This window comes from Exiguobacterium sp. UBA6309 (genome assembly GCF_002439205.1).
Lineage (GTDB): Bacteria > Bacillota > Bacilli > Exiguobacteriales > Exiguobacteriaceae > Exiguobacterium_A.
Genome location: NZ_DJTL01000020.1, coordinates 22,951 through 43,170, shown reverse-complemented (window position 1 = coordinate 43,170; position 20,220 = coordinate 22,951). Strand labels below are relative to the sequence as shown.

General features: G+C 47.7%; 21 protein-coding genes. 5 read left to right on the top strand and 16 right to left on the bottom strand.

The window, feature by feature from the left end:
* Positions 1-126 precede the first annotated feature (126 nt).
* From tnpB to B3M90_RS05705, 4 genes are all read left to right on the top strand, one after another.
* Positions 127-1,299 (top strand): IS200/IS605 family element RNA-guided endonuclease TnpB, encoded by a 1,173-nt coding sequence (gene tnpB / locus B3M90_RS05720; RefSeq protein WP_290782924.1) that lies wholly within the window; start codon positions 127-129, stop codon positions 1,297-1,299.
* Between the two features lie 204 nt (positions 1,300-1,503).
* Positions 1,504-2,136 carry an HNH endonuclease family protein gene (locus tag B3M90_RS05715; protein WP_290782922.1) on the top strand — a complete coding sequence of 211 codons (633 nt, stop codon included), beginning with the start codon at positions 1,504-1,506 and terminating at the stop codon, positions 2,134-2,136.
* Positions 2,137-2,151: 15 nt separating this feature from the next.
* A complete protein-coding gene (locus tag B3M90_RS05710; protein WP_290782920.1) occupies positions 2,152-2,391 on the top strand; it encodes a hypothetical protein in 240 nt (79 codons plus the stop codon).
* A 336-nt stretch (positions 2,392-2,727) separates the two neighbouring features.
* Positions 2,728-3,102: a hypothetical protein gene (locus B3M90_RS05705; protein WP_290782918.1), complete on the top strand. Its 375-nt coding sequence runs from the start codon at positions 2,728-2,730 to the stop codon at positions 3,100-3,102.
* A 157-nt stretch (positions 3,103-3,259) separates the two neighbouring features.
* Here B3M90_RS05705 and B3M90_RS14535 read toward each other — a convergent pair whose 3' ends face one another.
* From B3M90_RS14535 to B3M90_RS05690, 3 genes are all read right to left on the bottom strand, one after another.
* A complete protein-coding gene (locus B3M90_RS14535; RefSeq protein ID WP_414655226.1) occupies positions 3,260-3,502 on the bottom strand; it encodes a GNAT family N-acetyltransferase in 243 nt (80 codons plus the stop codon).
* Between the two features lie 240 nt (positions 3,503-3,742).
* Positions 3,743-4,456, bottom strand: a complete 714-nt coding sequence (locus B3M90_RS05695; RefSeq protein WP_290782916.1) for a Fic family protein — start codon at positions 4,454-4,456, stop codon at positions 3,743-3,745.
* A gap of 42 nt (positions 4,457-4,498) precedes the next feature.
* Positions 4,499-5,161, bottom strand: a complete 663-nt coding sequence (locus B3M90_RS05690) for an SAM-dependent methyltransferase (RefSeq protein ID WP_290782914.1) — start codon at positions 5,159-5,161, stop codon at positions 4,499-4,501.
* A 199-nt stretch (positions 5,162-5,360) separates the two neighbouring features.
* Between B3M90_RS05690 and B3M90_RS05685 the strand changes: the two genes are divergently transcribed.
* Positions 5,361-5,945 carry a helix-turn-helix domain-containing protein gene (locus B3M90_RS05685; RefSeq protein ID WP_214684918.1) on the top strand — a complete coding sequence of 195 codons (585 nt, stop codon included), beginning with the start codon at positions 5,361-5,363 and terminating at the stop codon, positions 5,943-5,945.
* 374 nt (positions 5,946-6,319) lie between these two features.
* Here the strand turns inward: B3M90_RS05685 and rlmH are convergent, their stop codons facing one another.
* The 13 genes from rlmH to rpsR all read right to left on the bottom strand — a co-directional run bounded on the left by rlmH (position 6,320) and on the right by rpsR (position 20,201).
* Entirely contained in the window at positions 6,320-6,799 is a 480-nt protein-coding gene (gene rlmH, locus B3M90_RS05680; RefSeq protein ID WP_290755957.1) for a 23S rRNA (pseudouridine(1915)-N(3))-methyltransferase RlmH, read from the bottom strand.
* 72 nt (positions 6,800-6,871) lie between these two features.
* Entirely contained in the window at positions 6,872-7,033 is a 162-nt protein-coding gene (locus tag B3M90_RS05675; protein ID WP_069201504.1) for a CxxH/CxxC protein, read from the bottom strand.
* Positions 7,034-7,177: 144 nt separating this feature from the next.
* Positions 7,178-8,467, bottom strand: coding sequence for a S1C family serine protease (locus B3M90_RS05670; RefSeq protein ID WP_214856543.1), 1,290 nt, complete (start codon positions 8,465-8,467; stop codon positions 7,178-7,180).
* Between the two features lie 106 nt (positions 8,468-8,573).
* Positions 8,574-9,365: an MBL fold metallo-hydrolase gene (locus tag B3M90_RS05665; RefSeq protein ID WP_023469840.1), complete on the bottom strand. Its 792-nt coding sequence runs from the start codon at positions 9,363-9,365 to the stop codon at positions 8,574-8,576.
* A gap of 10 nt (positions 9,366-9,375) precedes the next feature.
* Positions 9,376-10,212, bottom strand: coding sequence for a two-component system regulatory protein YycI (locus B3M90_RS05660; protein WP_214856542.1), 837 nt, complete (start codon positions 10,210-10,212; stop codon positions 9,376-9,378).
* 6 nt (positions 10,213-10,218) lie between these two features.
* Entirely contained in the window at positions 10,219-11,535 is a 1,317-nt protein-coding gene (gene yycH, locus B3M90_RS05655) for a two-component system activity regulator YycH (protein ID WP_290782912.1), read from the bottom strand.
* On the bottom strand, positions 11,532-13,382 hold the full coding sequence (walK, locus tag B3M90_RS05650; RefSeq protein WP_035411745.1) for a cell wall metabolism sensor histidine kinase WalK: 1,851 nt from the start codon (positions 13,380-13,382) through the stop codon (positions 11,532-11,534). Before walK ends, yycH begins: the two co-directional genes overlap by 4 nt.
* Before the next feature lie 2 nt (positions 13,383-13,384).
* Positions 13,385-14,092 (bottom strand): response regulator YycF, encoded by a 708-nt coding sequence (gene yycF / locus B3M90_RS05645; RefSeq protein WP_023469844.1) that lies wholly within the window; start codon positions 14,090-14,092, stop codon positions 13,385-13,387.
* Between the two features lie 441 nt (positions 14,093-14,533).
* Positions 14,534-15,826, bottom strand: a complete 1,293-nt coding sequence (locus B3M90_RS05640) for an adenylosuccinate synthase (protein WP_056064628.1) — start codon at positions 15,824-15,826, stop codon at positions 14,534-14,536.
* Between the two features lie 212 nt (positions 15,827-16,038).
* The gene (gene dnaB, locus B3M90_RS05635; RefSeq protein WP_023469846.1) at positions 16,039-17,391 is read right to left on the bottom strand and encodes a replicative DNA helicase; all 1,353 of its coding nucleotides are present in this window, start codon (positions 17,389-17,391) and stop codon (positions 16,039-16,041) included.
* 19 nt (positions 17,392-17,410) lie between these two features.
* On the bottom strand, positions 17,411-17,854 hold the full coding sequence (gene rplI, locus B3M90_RS05630) for a 50S ribosomal protein L9 (RefSeq protein ID WP_023469847.1): 444 nt from the start codon (positions 17,852-17,854) through the stop codon (positions 17,411-17,413).
* Complete coding sequence (locus tag B3M90_RS05625; RefSeq protein ID WP_214856538.1) at positions 17,851-19,836, bottom strand: DHH family phosphoesterase; 1,986 nt, start codon at positions 19,834-19,836, stop codon at positions 17,851-17,853. Before B3M90_RS05625 ends, rplI begins: the two co-directional genes overlap by 4 nt.
* Positions 19,837-19,970: 134 nt before the next feature.
* The gene (gene rpsR, locus B3M90_RS05620) at positions 19,971-20,201 is read right to left on the bottom strand and encodes a 30S ribosomal protein S18 (RefSeq protein ID WP_023469849.1); all 231 of its coding nucleotides are present in this window, start codon (positions 20,199-20,201) and stop codon (positions 19,971-19,973) included.
* Positions 20,202-20,220: the final 19 nt, after the last annotated feature.

Sequence of the window (20,220 nt, the reverse complement as noted above, 5' to 3'; positions counted from 1 at the left end):
GGATTTGATTGGCTTTAGAACACCTTAAATTCTAACATCAGACCCTTCTATCTAAATTAAGTGAAAGTGAGAGGTGAATCGTCCCCTTCCATTTCGGGTATAAACTCTTCATAGGAGGTGAAAATCATGTTGAAGCATAAGGCATACAAATTCAGGATATACCCGACAAAAGAGCAGGAAATCCTGATTGCGAAGACCATTGGTTGTTCGCGCTTCGTCTTCAACCACTTCTTAGCGAAGTGGGATGAAACGTATAAAGGGACAGGCAAAGGACTGTCTTACGGTTCTTGTTCAAAAGAAATCCCGGTGCTGAAGCAAGAGTTCGACTGGCTGAAAGAAGTCGATAGTCATTCGCTTCAATCGAGTGTCAAACACCTGATCGATGCGTATGACCGCTTCTTCAAGAAGCAGAACAAACGGCCTCGATTCAAATCGAAGCGAAACCCTGTCCAATCCTATAAGACGAACATCCAAGGTAAGTCTCAACTTCCGGAAGTCTCGATTTTAGGCAATATGCTTAAACTCCCTAGGCTGAAGTGGGTGCGTTTTGCCAACTCGAGGCAGGTAGTAGGACGAATCTTGAACGCCACGATCCGACGAAACGCTTCAGGGAAATACTTTGTCTCCCTGCTCGTCGAGCAAGAAATCCACGAACTGCCGAAGACGGGTTCATCCATCGGCGTCGATGTCGGGTTGAAGCACTTCGCCATCCTGTCGGACGGCATGGTCTACCAAAACGACCGTTACTTCCAAACGCTTGAGAAAAAGCTGGCACGCGAGCAACGCAAGCTCTCTCGACGTCAGCGCATGGCCTTGGCTAAGAAAGTTAAGCTGTCCGAGGCGAGGAACTACCAAAAGCAGAAACGAAAGGTCGCACGCATCCACGAAAAAATCGCAAACAAGCGAACCGACTTCCTGCACAAGGTATCCACCGAGATCGTCAAAAACCACGACGTCATCGGCATCGAGACCTTGCAGGTGAAAAACATGCAGAAGAACCGCAGGTTGAGCAAGTCCATCTCCGAGGTCAGTTGGTCAACGTTTTTCCTCATGCTGGAGTACAAGGCAGGATGGTACGGGAAGACCATCGTGAAGGTTGGGAAGACTTTCGCTTCTAGCCAACTGTGCTCCGGTTGCGGTCATCAACACAAAGACGTGAAATATCTTGGCTTGCGTGAATGGACATGTCCGAATTGCGGAATCCACCACGACCGTGATGTGAATGCAGGACTGAATCTCAAAAAAGAAGCCGAACGCATCTTAGCTTCTTCAACCGTCAGGACGACGGGGTTAGCCTGATCAGGTTTCGACCGTTAGGTCGGATCACTCAGGAATCCTCTATCTCTAAGGAAAGCGTAGGTGGAGGTAGTTCAAATAATGACAAAAGTTTAATTTTGATAACATTTACACGATGTTCATTTTCTCCTAAATAAGTGATGGCATACTAAAAATTGTGAAGGGTGTCTTCACATCATCTCGTCTCATACATAGGAGGAATGACACGTGTTCAAAGCCATCAAGTCCATCGTCATCACTGTACTCGTCTACCTGACCGCTTTCCAATTCGATACGACGTCTGTTTCCGCGTTACCATCGGGCATCTCATCGAAAGCGACGGCCCAGTCTCAACTCGATGCCTTAACGGTTAAAACAGAAGGCAGCATGACCGGTTATTCACGTGATTTGTTCCCGCACTGGAGCAGTCAAGGAAGCGGCTGTGACACACGACAAGTCGTCTTAAAACGTGACGCTGATTCATATGTCGGATCGTGCCCCGTTACATCCGGTTCTTGGTATAGTTACTATGACGGACTGACATTCACGAACCCGTCTGACCTCGACATTGATCACGTCGTACCGCTTGCGGAAGCATGGCGCTCAGGAGCAAGCAGTTGGACGACAACGACACGTCAAGCGTTCGCAAACGATTTAACAGGTCCGCAATTGATTGCTGTCTCTGCGAGCTCGAACCGTTCAAAAGGGGATCAGGATCCGTCGACATGGAAGCCGACACGGGCAGGTGCGAGCTGCGCTTACTCGAAGATGTGGATCAATACGAAGAGTCGCTGGAACCTCAGCTTACAGTCGAGTGAAAAAACTGCCTTACAAACGATGTTGAACACATGTACATACTAAAAAGGAGTCGATTCGATGGAAACGAAAACCTCTACCTTTACCGCCACACATGGTGTCATGACGCAAGAAGTCGGTGTCATCAGCGGTGAACTCGAACTCCGGACGACCTGTCAGGAGGGTGGGACGTTGGAACTGAAGATTGCTTACGTCGGAGCGATAGACGTCTATACGTTACCCGGAAGTTATCGTGTCCATGACGTTCGTGATCATGACGTCATCCATCAGATGCTCGTCAATATACTAGAGCGAACATAATGAAGAACAGACGCTGTCCAAGTTAATGGGCGGCGTCTATTTTCGTTCTATATATTCAAAATCAGATTGTCATTATTTACTAAATCATACACTTTATCTGACGTTCTATCCGGTATAGTGAGAACAACGTCATCATCTGTTTAGGGGGGTATAGCTCATGCGAAACGTTTTGATCCCAACGGCGTCATCTTAAGTGGTGCAGGTCTCTATATGGCACTAGAAAGTCACGTGCCTGCGTTACTCGTTACGGGCATCATCATGTTGTTTGGTTGCGGTATCGGTCTCATCACAAAAGAAAAGTCGGAGTAATCTATATATCCAGTCAGGGGGATAACTATGATTCAACAATTCATCAAGGAACAACAGTCGCACCGTACTATTGGCGGTTTTATCGCTAAGTCTGCCGACCCGATCCTAGCCCACGTCAATCCATCGCGTTTACAAGACAACGATCTTGTACTGTTGATTCAAGCGGACCAATCGATTATTGTCTCTTTCGCTAATTCACAAGATCAATCAGATTGGACGCCACTATCACGAGAGCAGATTCATCGATCGAAAAGTCTACTTGCACCTAAGACATGCTATTTCAAAATTAAGCACGGTGAATATGCCGGAACCTATTTGATTTCACCAGATTTGATTGTGAATGATCAATTCAAGAGTGAGAAGGATTATTTAGAAGTTCTATCATCAACAACGAATAAGTAACTCATAAATGTTTTATCAAGACGATTTCGTCTTTAATCGAAACTCCCTTTTCATTGTACAACGGAATTTCCGGTTTTATTTTGCGTGCAAGTTCTACAGCATTCGGAATCACCTGCGATATTGTATATCCCCGATGTTGATAGAAACGTATCGCACGTTAATTGTCGTTTGTCGTAACGAGCGTCAGCAAGTTGCATTGTTGCTGTGTTGCCTTTTCTTCTACCATTTGCATCAATTGTGAACCGATTCCTTTATTTTCTTCAAGACTATCCAGTGAAATGATTTCGCACGTCTGTGAAGTAATATGATAGGTGATTAGTCCAATGATTTCATGATCATCATTCGTAACATAAAATCCATCCAACAGACTGCAATCATGAACACCTGTTGACGTTACCATTTGTGAACTGCCCCAGTGCACAGTAAAAAAGTCTTTAATCTGACTACGTGTTTTCTGTTCTATAATCTGAATAACCATTATGTATACCTTTCATTTATATTTATTATGTTAATTGTGATATAAGGGTTGATCTTATTATTTAAAAAAGACCACCTCGAGTATCAGTTACTCCACTTAAGGCGGTCATCTAAATACTGTTTATTTATGATAAGGCTCTCCGTAATGTAGTTAAGTGCGGTTTTAAATTGCGCTTAAATATAAATCTAATGAAGCTTCTACTTCCTTCGCAACAAGCTCTATAAAATCAGCATAATCCTTCGTTGTATGTACTTTATTTAAAGCATTATAGTAAGCTAATCTGTTTTCTACACGAATAATTATTGGTGGATAAGCATTATAGTAAGCTAATCTGTTTTCTACACGAATAATTATTGGTGGATAGCCTGACTTCATTAACTCTAAGTTTAATAAAAGTCGTGAAGTTCGACCATTTCCATCAATAAATGGATGAATGCCCACAAATATTGCATGCAACATCGCACCAAGTACGATTGGATGTAAGCTTTGCGCCTTTCCGTCATACCAAGACATTAATACATCCATTTCTTCTTGAATTTTAAATGGTGGCGGAGGTGTATGCACTGCTCCTGAAATAAATACTTGCTGGTCTCGGTAAACACCGGCATAGCTATCGTCAATGCCTTTTAATACAAGACGATGTAAATTTTTGATTTGCCACTCTGAAAATGGCTCCTCTTTATGCATAACATCTTCAACATAAGAAATTGCATCGCGGTGGTTAATGACCTCTAAATGTTCACGCATTGTTTTGCCACCAACTGTAATACCTTCTAACACAACTTTTGTTTCGTTAATCGTTAAAGTATTACCTTCGATCGCCTTTGAGTTATATGTCCAGTCTAAAAAAAGCTTTTCTCGCAAACTGGGAAGCATGTCATTAAAAGCATTTATGTTTTTATATTAGCTGAACAGTTGCTATTTTTTACGAACAACAATCATGACAAAGTTTAATAACTCCTTTAAGCCACGGTTTAAAAATTTCTCATCATTTATCGCATATTCGTTGCCCGTATTGATCCAGTCCTGCCAACATGCTTCGAATTGATCCGATTCATACACCGTCACTTCGATTAAATCCTCACAGCCTTGTTGAATATGTTTTTCCCACCAATCGGCACTGTGGAAAGTATCAACCGCATCTTCCAGCCATTCACTCATCACCTCAGGCACTTGCTCAAGCTCTGTTTTCAAACCAGGAACACTAATGAGTACGTACCCACCACTTTTTAAAAGGGGAAGCATTTTTTTCGCAAAAAATTCCTCCTCACAGCCGTAATAATGGTAAGAGTCGATGCTCACAATTGCATCAAAAAAATCATTCGCAAAAGGTAAGTCTAGTGCATTCGCATGAATGGGAATCATTTTATCCTCAAGCTTCCACTCCTGTATTGCTTCCCAGTTTTCTGTTGCAGAAATCCATAAATCTGTTGCATAAACAGTCTTTGCATTCGTTTCATTGGCAATATAAACCGATGTTAGTGCTTTACCACAGCCAAGATCAAGAACTGTTCCACCCGTTATGGCATCTGGATTTTTAATTAGAAGTTCCTCGACAAGTCGTACCGAATTCGGCCCCATCAAATAATTACATACCAAAAAAAACAAACCATCAACTACAAGAAAACTACTGCAATTGATACTTTATTAAATCGTACTTACTAATGATACGGCTCTCCGTGAATTGTTTGAGTATCTGGTACCTAACACCAAACTCTACTCTCCGTTTGTTGTCACAAATCACGATTGCTCTTATGATAAGGAAGTAGGAGGAGAAAAAATGGATAATGAAAAAATTGGTCAATTAATTTATACATTACGGAAGGAAAAGGACATGACGCAAAAGCAATTAGCTGAGGCGTTATATTTATCGGACCGTACCATTTCAAAATGGGAAAGAGGCATTGGATGTCCCGATATTACACTTCTTCCTCATCTAGCAACCCTCCTTGATATTCCAATAGAAAATTTACTAACTGGTGAAATCAAAACAGTAGATGTAGTAGGAGGAAATATGAAAAACTCAAGTTATTATGTATGTCCAAACTGTTCAAATATAGGATTAGCAACAGGAAATTTCGTCGTTTCTTGTTGTGGAAGAAAATTAGATGCTTTAGTCGCAACAAAAGCAAATGATGAACAAAAATTAAAAATAGAAGAGATTGATATGCAATATTCGATTTCAGCCGAGCATCCTATGACAAAGGATCATTATGTATCATTTATTGCACTTGCAACAGGAGACCAAATTCAAATATATAAACAGTTTCCAGAATGGGCGTTACAAGTAAATATTCCAAAGAAAAAACATGCGAAATTACTTTGGTTTGATACACGAGACGGATTGCTTTATCAATATATTTAATGGTTAAAAAAATTAATTATAAACACCTAGAACAAATTTATTTGCACCGTTAAAGATTTCTCCACCTTTTGCTGGACCCTCAGTAAAAGCTGAATTATCACCGATGTATAATGTAATTACCTTACATTTAAAGACATATTAAACATCTAATAAGGTTCATGAAAAACCCATAAATGATTTGTAAAGGCCGATTTTCTATAAAAAGAAAATCGGCCTTAGTTTTTTCTTTTTTCGGAATCCTCAACTTAAATATCTATTTAGAATATGTTACGCCCTCCTCTAAATCACCTGCAAATCTTCAATCTCTTACAAACAAAAATAAACCACCAACTACAGTAAAACCACTGTCATTGATGATTTATTTAAAACCGCACTTACTTGTGATACGGTTCATTCCGATTAATCCGGTACGCCCGATAAATCTGTTCACAGAGAATCATCTTCATCAATTGATGCGGGAATGTCATCTTTGAAAACGAGATTGTATCATTCGCACGCTGCATCACTTCTGGTGCAAGACCGAGTGATCCGCCGATGACGAAAGCAATCTTGCTCTTGCCGTATGTCGCGAATTGATCGAGTTCTTTTGCAAACTGTTCACTTGTCCGTTGTTTTCCTTCGATAGCAAGTGCGAGGACATGAACATCCGGTCCAATCTTCGCTAAAATCCGTTCGCCCTCTTTTTTCTTCACTTGCGCCATCTCCGCTTCACTCAACTGCTCTGGTGCCTTTTCGTCCGCGACCTCGATTTCTTGGATCGAGCAGTAGGCGCCAAGACGCTTCGTATATTCGGCGATGCCTTGCTTCAAATACTTCTCTTTTAGCTTTCCGACCGTAATGATGGTAATTTGCATCTTTTTTCTCGCTTTCTGACAGAAAATTCAGGAGTTATCCACAGAGTTATCCACAAATCCACATGTTGATATTTATTTTTTGCTTGACACAAGATATGTTGCCGGTGCCTCGCAGTATTCACACGTGATGTTTTTTTCTGGATTTAGCTGATCGAGAATCGGGTATTGTTCTGTTTCATCTACGATTTCGTCAAGTGCGAGCTCGACATGTTCTAAACAAACGTACTTATCCACAGGTTGTCTCCTCCTTTCACTTATCCACATTTATCCGTTTCCAGTATAACAAATATCGACCTTCCTGACCGGAAAAGGCGCAGGTTTCCTCACTCAAAAAACCATCCACAGGTCGGACCTGTGGATGGTTTTTCAGGTTATGCCTTATTGAACAGTTGGTGACTGAGCCGACAACTTCACATCTGCTGTCTGTTTTTCACCGCCTCGGTAGAACGTGACTTTGACTGTTTCACCGACTTTTGCATCCCGGTACAGTACACTTTTTAAATCGGCGAACGATGCAATTGCTTTTCCGTTGATCTCAACGATGACATCGTTTGCCTTCATTCCCGCTTTTTCGGCTCCACTATTACGTGTCAGACCGACGACGACGATTCCTTTCGTGACATCATCCGGTAATTTCAGACGATCTTCGCGATATCCGCTTGGGAATTCCTGCACGTCACGAATCTGAATCCCGAGCTGTGGACGTACGACTTCACCGTTTTGCTCGAGGTCACGCATGATCGGTAACGCTTCGTTGATCGGAATCGCAAATCCGACTCCTTCGACACTTGCTTCCGCAATCTTCATCGAGTTGATTCCGATTAATTGACCGGCTGTGTTGATGAGCGCTCCACCGGAGTTCCCCGGGTTGATTGCTGCATCGGTTTGAATGACTTCTGTATTAAAGTCTTGCTGCCCATCCTTGTTCGTATCAACTGGAACCGTCCGTTCCTGCGCACTGATGACACCGCGTGTGACCGAGTTCGCGAAGATTCCGAGCGGGTTCCCGATCGCAAGCACCGTTTCACCGGCACGTAACGTATCCGAATCCCCCAGTTTTGCGACTTGTGTCACTTTCGATGAATCAATCGACAGGACCGCTAAATCGTACGTCGGATCTTCGCCGAGGACTTTTGCCTCGAGTGCTGTTCCGTCAGATAACGTGACAGACAGGCGGCTCGCGCCTTCGACGACGTGGTAGTTCGTGACGACGTAGGCTTTATTGCCGTCTTTTTTATAGATGACGCCGGACCCCGCACCCGTTTCCTGATCGGTTCCTTGGAACGAGCTCTGGAGGTTCGTCACGCTCACGACGGCTTCCTTCGTCTTACCGACCGCACCGACGATGTCGGCTTCATCCTCTGTCGTCTGTGTCGCAGTCTGTTCCGCTGTCGTCGACGAAACCGGAGTCGGACTCGTCATCTCATCGCGGACGAACGGCCACGCGACGAGGGCGATCAATAAGGCTCCGACGATTCCGCCGATTAGACCGACGAAAAAGGCTTTTCCGGCACCGCGACGCCGTGGTGGTTCTGGTTGTTCTTCATATGGTTCACGATAAGGGCTGACCGGTTCGCTCGTTGCCGGCTGACGGGGCGGGAAGCCGCTCTCATCGGATGATTGTTCGTATCGTTCGGATTCGTTCCGTGGTTCTTCGGGTCGATCCATCGACATACGCCTCCTTTATGACTCTCTTTACACAAGTATACCCCCATCACGTGGCAAGTGAGCCAAATGTGGGGGTCTTTTGAGCATATTCAGTAATTTCCCATAATCAAAGCTTCAGGAGCGGCGTCGGAATGACCGGATCCGTGTCGAGAAGCTGAATCTTACTCAGATCGACGTCACGGCTTGCGAGCGTCTGGGAGACACTCATCCGGGCGAGTTCCTTCATGTTGTTATCCTTGCTCAAGTGGGCCATGTGGATCCGTTTCGTCCGGTCGTCAAGGACCTCGCTCATCGCGATCGCAGCGTCTTCGTTCGAGACGTGTCCGTAATCCCCGAGGATCCGTCGTTTGACGCTCCACGGGTAATGTCCCATCTGGAGCATACCGATATCATGGTTCGCTTCGAAGATATAGGCATCGGCGCCCCGAATGACACCTTTCATCCGGTCCGAGACGTATCCGGTATCCGTGATGTGTGCCAACCGTTTTCCCTCATGAGCGAACTGGAAGAACATCGGATCCGCTGCATCGTGACTGACGTTGAACGATTCGACTTCGATGTCACCGAACTGCTTGACCTCTCCGACTTCCCAGAGGAACTTCAGCGCCGGATCAATCTTACCGATCTTCGCTTCCATCGCTGCCCACGTCTTTTCATTCGCATAGAGCGGGATATTGTACTTCCGTGCCATGATGCCGACGCCTTTGATATGGTCGGAGTGTTCATGGGTGACGAACAGACCATCGATGCCATGCGGCGACCGATCAATCTGGTCGAACAAGGCGAGCATCGCCTTTCCAGTCAGTCCGGCGTCGACGAGCAAACGGGTCTGTTCACTTTCGATATAGAGGGCGTTCCCCGTCGAGCCACTGGCCATGACGCTGTAGTGTAGGCTCATCGTGCATTCCTCATTTCTCTGAGACTGTATCCAATCGTTCAACGGTTTGGACACCGCCATCAATTGCATTGACAAAGTAGACTTCCTCGTTGTCGAGCTCGATTTGCCACGTCGGCGGCAGGATTTGAACGGATTCCGTGCCTTCCGTGACGAGACAGAAATATCCGAGCTTATGACTCGTCAACCGTTTCGATACCGGGAACAAACCTTGCTCCGACAACTGGACGATCGCTTCACTTGCCGATAACAACGTCACGTCCTGTGCTTGCCGGACGACCTTGTTCAAGTGGCGTTGTTTGTAGCTGACGATTTCCTTCGCATCGTTGAGCTGCAAGACGAGCAGGGACGGTCCGATCATCGCATCGTCCTCACGCGACTGCTGTGGTGTCGAATAGAGCGGCTGTCCCTTATACGTCTGAACGAATGTCATCTCCTGATACTTACTATCATACTTCCAAAATGTATATTCGGCACCATACCGAACGGACGCTTGAACGAACGATGAAGCGGAATCCCGCATCGTCTTCGTTTCGAGTCGATACGGTTTCGTCAACCGGACCGACCACTCGACATCGTTCTTGACGGAAGCGACCGCGTCACGAATCGGTGAACTCGCGAGTGGCGCTAGCGTCCGCGCATCGACTTCGGCTGTTAAATAGCCGATGTCTCGCGTAACCGGTTGTAGTTTTTTCTCATCGATTTGACGATCCTTCAAGATCGATTTACCGGTCGCACTCGTCGCGACGATCCGCGGTTCGACCATCCGGTCCATCAATTGAATGGCAAGGTAGACGTTCAGGATCAAAAAGGTCAGCATCAATAAGGTCTTCGCTTTACTCCAGTCCATTCATCCTCACCCCTCATTCCCGACAGCTTGATTGATCGATTGCCAAACCCCATCGATCTTGATGAACCACGTCGGCTCAAAGACAGCGTAGCGGCTCGTTGAAATTTTATACGTCATCTCATATCCGACCCGGATCCCACTGATTTCTTTTAAGAGATCGGCGCGTCTTAAACGTTCAAGAACCGTTTCGACAGCCGGCACCGTCTCTTCCCGAAGGATCAACTTCCGCTTCGCTCGAAGCATGCTGCGGCTGAGCGACCGGACTTGATTTTCTTCATACATGATCTTCAGTGTCGCGAGATCGAACTTCGTCTGTTCGAGCAACGGACCGCTCTCCCCGAACACCGGATATCGGTTCAAGTACAACCGGAACGTCGCCGTCTGTTCCTCGCCCTTCTTACTCATCTGATCGAAGTAATAGCGGAAACCACTCCGTTGCGTCTCTTGATCAAGCCAGCCTCCATGAATGTTGACGTAGCTGACGAGCGTGCTGTAATCGACGGTCGAGCTTTGGGTGTTCGGCGATAACGTGTTGAAGCGATAGACATTGTAGTTTCGGTCGTACGTCGAGACGCTGACGCCATCCGTCAAGACGTCGAGATCATCGCGACTCTTGATTTGCTGGACGTTCGAATTTTCGGCAAAGAAGGCACTCCGGATGCGATCGAGTGGTTGCGGCGATTGCCCGACCTCGTCATAGACGAAGACTTGTTCCAGCCGTGTCGTACCACTCGCGACATACGTATAATCGCCCCCTTTGAGTTCGACGCGCGTCATCGGTTTTTTCCTATCGTACGCGAACAGTCGTTTCAGAACCGTCTCATCGCCGACGAGTTTAAAGTCCTTTAGGCGCCCCGTCGCCGACTCAAGACGGAGAATCGGACCATCGTAATCGAGGAGATAGAGCCGTTTGATCGGTTCTGAGAACGCGATCTGTTTTTCTCCGAGTAACTCCTCAAGCATCGTTGCGCTGATCGGTGTCGGAAAAATCATCTCGACGCTCCGATCGCCGACCGGGATGTTCTTTGCTTTATCCGTCAGGACAAGGACCCCGATATTGAACGATGCACCGATCCGGTTGAGGAAGGTCCGCCCGATGATTTGCGTTTGGTACGTCCCTTCCTGATCCGAATAAACAAGTAATTCCGGATTAATCAGCTGGTTGCTTTCAATCGTCTTTGAGGCATCGATCTCGTTGAACGAGACTTGTTCCCGCTCGATCGATTCACTGCTTGGATGATAGGTCCAGAGCATCGCTGTCTGAGCGATCGAACCGGCGACGAGCAGGACGAGTAACAGCGAACTCCAGTGTTGTTTCTTCATCCGGCATCCACCTCTTCGATCACCTCATACGGAAGCGTGAAGTAAATCGTCGTACCGCGTCCCCATTCGCTTTCTGCCCAGATGTCGCCACCGTGAGCCGAAACGACGTCTTTCGCGATCGACAGACCAAGACCAGTCCCGCCGATTTTACGGGCACGGGCTTTATCGACACGATAGAAGCGTTCGAAGATTTTTTGGAGATTCGCTTTCGGGATTCCGACACCTTCATCCTTGATGCTGATGACGATCCGTTTTGCCCGGAGCATCGTCCGGACGGTGATTGTTCCGCCTTCCGGTGAGTATTTGATCGCGTTCGTCAGGATGTTATCTGCGACCTGAATCAATTTATCCTGATCTCCACGGATATAGACTTTCCGCTTCATGATCTTACGACGGAAACGAATCCGTTCCGGCTTCGTCATGTCATGGCGATCGAGAATCTCATTCAAGAACTGAATGTAATCGAAGCGGACTTTGTTCATCTTGTATTCCTTACTGTCCATCTTCGACAGCTGTAAAAGATCGGTGACGAGGCGGATCATCCGCTCCGTCTCATTTTGTGTCGTCTCAAGGAAACGCGGTGCGAGTTCCTCATCCTGATAGGCGCCTTCTGCCAAGGCTTCGAGGTAGCTGCGCATCGTCGTCAGCGGTGTCCGGAGCTCGTGACTGACGTTCGCGACGAATTCACGTCGATCCTGTTCGACCTGCTCCTGTTCCGTGACGTCATGTAGGACGACGATCATCCCGGTAATCGGTCCACTGTGTTTCTTGACGGGCGAGAAGAATGCCCGGACGAGGAACAGTTCGTCCTCACTACTGAAATCGAGCAGACGCGGTGGCATCGTGCCGTCTTCCGGAATCATGAAATCGTCACCGAGTGCCAGTAGGTCCTTCAAGTTCGTTCCGACGACGCTCGCATCGTCAGCGCCGACGATATCCTTCGCTTGATCATTCATCAAAATGACGCGCAGCGTCCGGTCCGTCGCGATGACCCCGTCGGTCATGTTCTCAAGGACACTCGTCAACTTCCGCCGTTCGGCTTCCGTCGTCGCGTTCGCTTCGAGCAGCTCATCCGTCAATTCATTGAACGAACGAGCGAGTTGCCCGATCTCATCATCCGAATAGACCTTAACCTTCCGCGAGAAGTTCCCGCGTCGCATCTCGATCGCTTGACGCCGCATATCCGAAATCGGACGCGTGATCGTCCGCGACAGCAAGACTCCGAGAATCGACGTGATGACGAGGGCGATGACTGTTCCGGTCGCCAAAATCCGCGTGACCTGTTGCATCTGCGAATAGATCGACTCCATCGAGGCACGGACATAAATCATCCCGGTCGTCACACCGTCTCGTTCCGAGGTGACGGGTACGGCAAAGATCCGGATCTTATCTTCTGATTCCGGATCGAGTACGGTGTCCGTCCGGGTCGAGCTCGTTGCCTGCGCTTTTTTAATCAGTGAATTCGTCGCCCGTTGACCGACCGCCGACTGGTTCTCGTCATCCGATGTCGCTTGGATGATCGAGTCCTGATCGATAATCTGGACTTCGAGGATGTCGTTCCTTGAGGTGGAGCCATTACTAAACTCAGACAGCAGTTGCCCTAATGATTGGGACAACTGCCGTTTGGAGGCTTCATCATCGCCTGTTTTATCGAATTCCTTCCCGACGTTATAGGCGACAAGACCTGCCCGGTCCTCGACCGACTTCGAGAAGTTCGTAATGTACTGCTTTTCAAGGGAACGAACGAAGTAGACACCAATGACCTGCATCGCCACTAAAATCAATAAGGCATAGATGACGACAAGTTTCCATTGGATGGATTTAAAGAAGTTCGTTCCTTTTAACATCGTTATTCATTCTCCCCGTCTTGGAGATAGTAGCCGACCCCACGACGCGTCATGATATAGACCGGCGTACTTGGGTTATCTTCGACTTTTTCACGAAGACGGCGCACTGTCACGTCGACTGTCCGGACGTCACCAAAGTAGTCATAGCCCCAGACCGTCTGCAACAAATGCTCACGCGTCATAACTTGACCGATGTTTTTCGCGAGGTAATGCAACAATTCAAACTCACGCTGCGTCAATTCGATCTTTTGATCCTTACGCGTCACGGTATGTGAATTCGTATCGATATACAGTTCTCCGACTTTGAGTGGACCTGGTCCAACCGGTTGTGGTGTAGCTTCCGGACTCGTGTTGCGCAAGTGGACTTTAACGCGGGCGAGTAACTCGCGCGAGCTGAATGGCTTCGTCACGTAATCATTCGCACCAAGCTCAAGACCAAGTACCGTATCGATTTCGGAATCCTTCGCTGTCAGCATGATGATTGGAATCTTCGACGTCTTCCGGACTTCCCGGCAGACTTCCATCCCGTCCATTAGTGGAAGCATGATATCAAGTAACATCAAATCCGGTTTGAACTCCTCGAATTTTTCTAATGCCTCCACGCCGTCGTTTGCGATCGCGACCTGGTAGCCTTCTTTTTCTAATTTAAACTTGAGTATATCTGCAATCGGTAACTCGTCATCGACGACTAGAATTTTACGTTCCGTCACTGGGTGTGCCCCCTTAAAAATTTCTATTCAATCTATTTTACCTGTTTTTTCGGCATATAGAAAGGTGGCGACGGAAACTCCCGGCGCCACTCGCTCTACTGTTCGTCGTCTCACGGGAGAAGTTCCACGTGAAACACTGTATTTAGTATACCTGTTTTTGCTTCCGTTTGTGAACCATTTCGCACAAAAAACGGTGCTGACTCAAAAGTCAGTCTCGACAAAGAGAGGGGTGGCAGAATAATGATCTGCCACCCCTATTCCGTAACAAAAAGAATGACGCGTCACACGCCACTCCTACAGGAAAAGCGCATTTATGCGCTATCAGAGACGAACAAGACCCGCTTTCCTGCTTAAATGAAGCAGGAAAACTGGCTTGTGTCTCGCCTGAGGAAAGGGCGTGAAAAGACACGTCATTCTTTTTTTAGTCAGTCCTGTTGAGACTTATGCTTCTTCGTAGAGATCACGCAAGACGACTGTCTGTTCACGACCCGGTCCGACCGAGAACGTGACGAGCGAGATACCTGTCAGATCTGCAATCCGCTTAACGTAGTTCTGTGCGTTCAACGGTAGATCTTCAAAGCGACGGACACCTGTGATGTCCTCTTTCCAGCCTGGAAGCTCTTCGTAAACTGGAACACATGCTTCGAGATCACGGAAGCTTGCTGGATACTCATCGATCTGTTTACCGTTGAATTCGTATGATGTACAGATCTTCAATGTTTCGAGTCCTGTCAGAACGTCGATCGAGTTGAGCGAAAGATCCGTCAATCCACTTGTACGACGCGAGTGGCGAACAACGACAGAGTCGAACCAACCAACACGACGCGGACGTCCTGTCGTCGTTCCGTATTCACGACCGACTTCACGGATTTGATGACCGATGTCATCGAACAATTCCGTTGGGAACGGACCGTCACCGACACGTGACGTGTACGCTTTACAGACACCAACGACGTGGTCGATTCGGGCTGGACCGACACCGACACCTGATGCGACACCGCCAGCTGATGCGTTCGATGATGTAACGAACGGATAAGTTCCGTGGTCAAGGTCGAGTAAGACACCTTGCGCGCCTTCGAATAACACTTTTTCACCGTGGTCGAGACTATCGTTGACGACGACGGATGTATCACAGACATATTTCGCGAACTCTTGTCCATAGGCATAGTACTCTTCGAAGATATCGTCGAACGCGATTGGTTCAGCGTCATACATCTTCGTGAACATGCGGTTCTTTTGGTCGAGAACGATCTTCAACTTCTCAGCAAACGTTTCTTTGTCGAGTAAGTCTGCCATCCGGATACCGATTCGTGCGGCTTTATCCATGTAGCACGGTCCGATTCCTTTTAGCGTCGTTCCGACTTTTGCGTCGCCCTTCGCTTCTTCTTCCAACTGATCCTGCAACTGATGATACGGCAAGATGACATGCGCCCGATTCGAAATTAACAAGTTATCCGTTGAGACACCACGATCGTGCAGATACTTCAATTCCTTGACGAGTGATTTCGGGTTGACGACAAGACCGTTCCCGATGACACATTTCTTATCCGAGTAAAAAATACCTGATGGGATCAAGTGCAATTTGTACGTCTCGTTATTGAATACGATCGTATGTCCTGCATTGTCTCCACCTTGATAACGTGCTACGACGTCGGCTTGTTTCGAAAGAAAATCGGTGATTTTCCCTTTTCCTTCGTCGCCCCACTGTGTTCCGACTACTACTACTGATGACATCTTATCATCCACCTCCACGTACGATTCAAAACCACGACTAAGTGTAACGCGATAAAAAAAAGAAGTCAACCAAATACCGAACAATTAATTGTTACAATTCTCTTTCGTTCGTTTAATTATTGTTTTTTAGCGAATAAACTGAGAATCTTTAGGTGAAAATAAAAAAAGCTACGTTTTGCCTCCGATTCATCGAGGGCAAGACGTAGCTTGGATTAAGCAGGTGGCGCGTACGAGTTACTTGGCTCGAGATCCACGAACTTGTTGAATTCTTTTCGGAAGGCGAGCTTGACGGTACCGGTTGGACCATTCCGCTGTTTCGCGATGATGATCTCAATCGTATTCGCATCTTCCGTTTCTTTATTGTAGTAATCATCACGGTACAAGAAGGCGACGATATCGGCATCTTGCTCGATCGCTCCCGATTCCCGGATATCCGACATCATCGGTCGCTTATCTTGACGACTCTCCACCCCACGCGAGAGCTGCGATAAGGCGATGACGGGGACTTCAAGTTCACGCGCGAGTGATTTCAAGGAACGGGAAATTTCCGAAACCTCTTGTTGACGGTTGTCGCTAGAGCGACCATTCCCTTGAATCAACTGCAAGTAATCGATCATGATCATCCCAAGACCATGCTCCTGCTTCAAACGACGGCATTTCGCCCGGATATCATTGACCCGAATACCTGGTGTATCGTCGATGTAGATACCGGCTTGAGACAAGTTACTCATCGCAAGCGATAACTTCCCCCAGTCTTCTTCTTCGAGTTGACCGGTCCGCAGACGCTGCGCATCGACGTTTCCTTCGGCACAGAGCATCCGCATGACGAGCTGTTCGGCACCCATCTCAAGACTGAAGATGGCGACGTTCTCGTCAGCGCGTGTCGCGACGTTTTGCGAGATGTTCAAGGCGAACGCGGTCTTCCCGACCGACGGACGTGCTGCGACGATGATTAGATCGTTGCGCTGAAAGCCGGCCGTCATCTTATCGAGATCCTGGAAACCGGTCGGAATCCCCGTCGTCTCGCCGCTTTGCTTATGCAATTTATCAATCGTTGCATAGGCACTCGTCAAGACGTCCGAGATCGGGATGAAGCTCGCGCTTCCTTTTCCTTGTGATACTTCGAGAATCTTCCGTTCTGCCTCATTCAGCAGGACATCGACCTCATTTTGCCGTTCGTATCCATCAGTGACGATCTCGCCTGCCGTCCGAATGAGACGCCGGAGCGTCGACTTCTGGTCAACGACGTTGACGTAATAATTGATGTTGGCTGCAGTTGGTACCCCTTCTGCCAGTTCCGCTAGATAGGGTAGACCACCAATCTCATCTAGAATCCCGAGCGTACTGAGCTCGGCTGTCACCGTAACGAGGTCGATCGCTTCGCCTCGGTCGGACAGCACGAGCATCGCTTCAAAGATCCGTTGGTGAGAGGCACGGTAAAAGTCCTGCGGTAACAGACGTTCCGATGCACTGATCAAACGATCCGCATCAATCATGATCGCCCCTAGGACGGCTTGTTCTGCCTCGATACTTTGGGGAGGCATATTTTGCATGACTTCACTCATCACCGTTCCCCTTTTCTACTCACGCCTCTTTGACCTGAACGTTCAGCGTCGCTGTCACTTCGTTGTGTAGCTTCAATGGTACCTTCGTAAAGCCGAGTGCCTTGATTGGGTGCTCGAGCTCGATTTTACGTTTGTCGATTTTGTAACCCATGCTCTTGAGTGCTTCCGCAATCTGTTTGCTTGTGACAGAACCGAAGACACGACCGCCTTCACCGGCTTTCGTCGAGACGACGATCGTCTCTTTTTCGATTTTCTCTTTTAACGCTTGTGCGTCAAGCAAGTTTTGTTTCGCTTCTTCTGCTGCTTTACGTTCGTGTGCTTCATGTTGCTTCAAGTTGCCAGTCGTCGCAGGGCGCGCCAACTTTTTCTTGAAGAGTACGTTATTTGCATAAGCATCGGCCACGTCTTTGACGTCTCCTGCTTTCCCTTGTCCTTTTACATCCTGTAAGAAAATAACCTTCATTCTGATTCCTCTCCTTTTGTCTCATCTTCTAGATATTGATCGATTGCTTTACGCAACGCATCCGCGACGGTGACGACTGATTCTGACATCTGTGTCGCCGCGTTCGTCAAGTGACCGCCGCCACCGAGCGTCTCCATGATCAACTGAACGTTGACATCCCCAAGCGAACGGGCGCTAATTGCCGTTCGTCCGTCTTGAAGTTCCGCGATGACGAAAGCGGCGCGAATGCCTCGAAGCGATAACAATTGATCGGCTGCTTGCGCGATCAAGACTTGATCGTGAATGACGCCAGGTTCCGCTGTCGCAATCGCCATCCCTTCCGTATAGACCTCGGATCGCTCGAGAATATGTGACTGCTCGACGTACGTCTCAAGATCCTGACTGAGGAACTCTTGTACGAGCACCGTGTCAGCACCTTGTGAGCGTAAATAGGATGCAGCATCGAACGTCCGAGAACCGGTCCGCAGGGCAAAGCCTTTCGTATCGACGATGATCCCAGCGAGTAACGCCGTCGCTTCAAGCATCGCCAGTTTCTGATTCGTCGGTTGATACTCGATCAGCTCGGTGACGAGCTCCGACGTCGAAGAAGCATACGGCTCAAGATATACGAGAACCGCATCTTCGATGAAATCTTCCCCCCGACGGTGATGATCAATCACGACCATATGCTCGAATCGGTCGAGTAATGCCGGTACGACGACAAGTGACGGTTTGTGTGTATCGACGACGACGAGTAACGTCTGATCGTCGATCAATTGATCGGCTTGAAACGCATTGACGAACCGTGTCTCGAGTTGTGGTACTTCAGCGATCTCATCCATCATCCGGCGAATCCCGCGTCCGATTTCTTCCGGTGGTAAGACGATATGTGCTTCCTTATCGTTCATTTCCGCAAGCTTCAAAATGCCGATTGCTGATCCGAGTGCATCCATGTCTGGATTCTTGTGACCCATGATCAGGACACGGCTCGATTCCTGCATTAAGTCACGAAGCGAGTTAGCGATGACCCGGGCCCGGACGCGCGTCCGTTTTTCCGTCGGATTCGTCTTACCACCGTAAAAGCGGACCTTCCCATCGCGTTTGATGACGACTTGGTCGCCACCTCGTCCCAGCGCAAGATCGAGACTCGACTGAGCCATCTGACCAAGCGCCGGAATCGGGTCACTTCCGCAACCAATTCCGATAGATAACGTCAACTGGACGCCGCGTTGACTCGTCTCTTCCCGAACCGTATCCAGAATCGTGAACTTCGATCGTTCGAGAATCCGCAAATTTTCTTCTGTCGTGACGATGAAATACCGATCGGACGCAGTCCGTTTGATATACGTCCCGTGTTCGGCTGCCCAGTGATTCAATAACTGCGTGACCCGGCTGTTCAGTTCACTGCGTAACTGATCCTCGATGCCTTGTGTCATCTCATCGTAGTTATCAAGATAGATGACACCGATGACCGTCTGATTATCGACGAGTTGTTGTTCGACTTGTGCTTCTTCCGTCATATCGAACAGGTAAAAGGTCCGGTTCTCATGATTCGAAAAGACACGATACACGGCATCGCCGATTTCAAGCGTCGCTTGATCCTCATTCGTCGCGACCATTTCGATGAATAAGGGATCGAGCTCATTGAGCGTCTGTCCCATTGCTACATCATCAAAGATATCCCGCATTGGATCATTGAACCAGGTGACAAGTGTTTCCTCATCGTATAACAAAATTCCGATCGGCATGTTCGTCAACGCATCTTGTCCCGTCTCCTCGACCTGCATCGAGATTCCAGCGACGTACGTCTCCCATGCCCTGCGTGCACGACGTTCTTCGTATAGGTGCAATCCGAAGAGGAGGGCAGTCACGACGGCTCCGATGGCAGAGATGATCGGTTCGCGGACAGCGACGACGAGAAGTAGACCGACGATTAATAGATACGGAATAAAGCGAACGATACGTCGTTCGCGTTCCGGTGATACTTGTTGACCTGACTCCATCGTGTCCTCCTTATATGCTCTATAGGGTTCATTAAAATTTTTAGTAACTTGTTTATTATAACCGAAAAGCAGGAGGTGATGAAAGAGAAGCGAAAAAAAGCACCACCCTCACGCTTGAGGATGGTGCTACGAAATCAGTCAGCCACGTATGGGATTAAAGCCATTTGACGTGCGCGTTTGATTGCGATTGTAAGTGGACGTTGGTATTTCGCTGAAGTACCAGTCACACGACGTGGAAGAATCTTACCGCGTTCCGAAATGAAACGTTTGAGAAGTTCTACGTCTTTATAATCGATATGAGTGATGTGGTTCGACGTGAAGTAACATACTTTACGACGACGTTTTCCACCTGGACGACGTGCCATGTGATTAACCTCCTTTTTA

Coding starts and splice junctions, on each gene's coding strand:
- B3M90_RS05625 (WP_214856538.1), bottom strand. CDS start 19,836: ATGGAGTCAGGTCAACAAGTATCACCGGAACGCGAACGACGTATCGTT.
- tnpB (WP_290782924.1), top strand. CDS start 127: ATGTTGAAGCATAAGGCATACAAATTCAGGATATACCCGACAAAAGAG.
- B3M90_RS05690 (WP_290782914.1), bottom strand. CDS start 5,161: ATGGGGCCGAATTCGGTACGACTTGTCGAGGAACTTCTAATTAAAAAT.
- rlmH (WP_290755957.1), bottom strand. CDS start 6,799: ATGCAAATTACCATCATTACGGTCGGAAAGCTAAAAGAGAAGTATTTG.
- B3M90_RS05660 (WP_214856542.1), bottom strand. CDS start 10,212: ATGGACTGGAGTAAAGCGAAGACCTTATTGATGCTGACCTTTTTGATC.
- B3M90_RS05695 (WP_290782916.1), bottom strand. CDS start 4,456: ATGCTTCCCAGTTTGCGAGAAAAGCTTTTTTTAGACTGGACATATAAC.
- yycH (WP_290782912.1), bottom strand. CDS start 11,535: ATGAAGAAACAACACTGGAGTTCGCTGTTACTCGTCCTGCTCGTCGCC.
- dnaB (WP_023469846.1), bottom strand. CDS start 17,391: ATGAGTGAAGTCATGCAAAATATGCCTCCCCAAAGTATCGAGGCAGAA.
- B3M90_RS05705 (WP_290782918.1), top strand. CDS start 2,728: ATGATTCAACAATTCATCAAGGAACAACAGTCGCACCGTACTATTGGC.
- B3M90_RS05640 (WP_056064628.1), bottom strand. CDS start 15,826: ATGTCATCAGTAGTAGTAGTCGGAACACAGTGGGGCGACGAAGGAAAA.
- rplI (WP_023469847.1), bottom strand. CDS start 17,854: ATGAAGGTTATTTTCTTACAGGATGTAAAAGGACAAGGGAAAGCAGGA.
- rpsR (WP_023469849.1), bottom strand. CDS start 20,201: ATGGCACGTCGTCCAGGTGGAAAACGTCGTCGTAAAGTATGTTACTTC.
- B3M90_RS05665 (WP_023469840.1), bottom strand. CDS start 9,365: ATGAGCCTACACTACAGCGTCATGGCCAGTGGCTCGACGGGGAACGCC.
- B3M90_RS05710 (WP_290782920.1), top strand. CDS start 2,152: ATGGAAACGAAAACCTCTACCTTTACCGCCACACATGGTGTCATGACG.
- walK (WP_035411745.1), bottom strand. CDS start 13,382: ATGTTAAAAGGAACGAACTTCTTTAAATCCATCCAATGGAAACTTGTC.
- B3M90_RS05670 (WP_214856543.1), bottom strand. CDS start 8,467: ATGGATCGACCCGAAGAACCACGGAACGAATCCGAACGATACGAACAA.
- B3M90_RS14535 (WP_414655226.1), bottom strand. CDS start 3,502: ATGGTAACGTCAACAGGTGTTCATGATTGCAGTCTGTTGGATGGATTT.
- B3M90_RS05685 (WP_214684918.1), top strand. CDS start 5,361: ATGGATAATGAAAAAATTGGTCAATTAATTTATACATTACGGAAGGAA.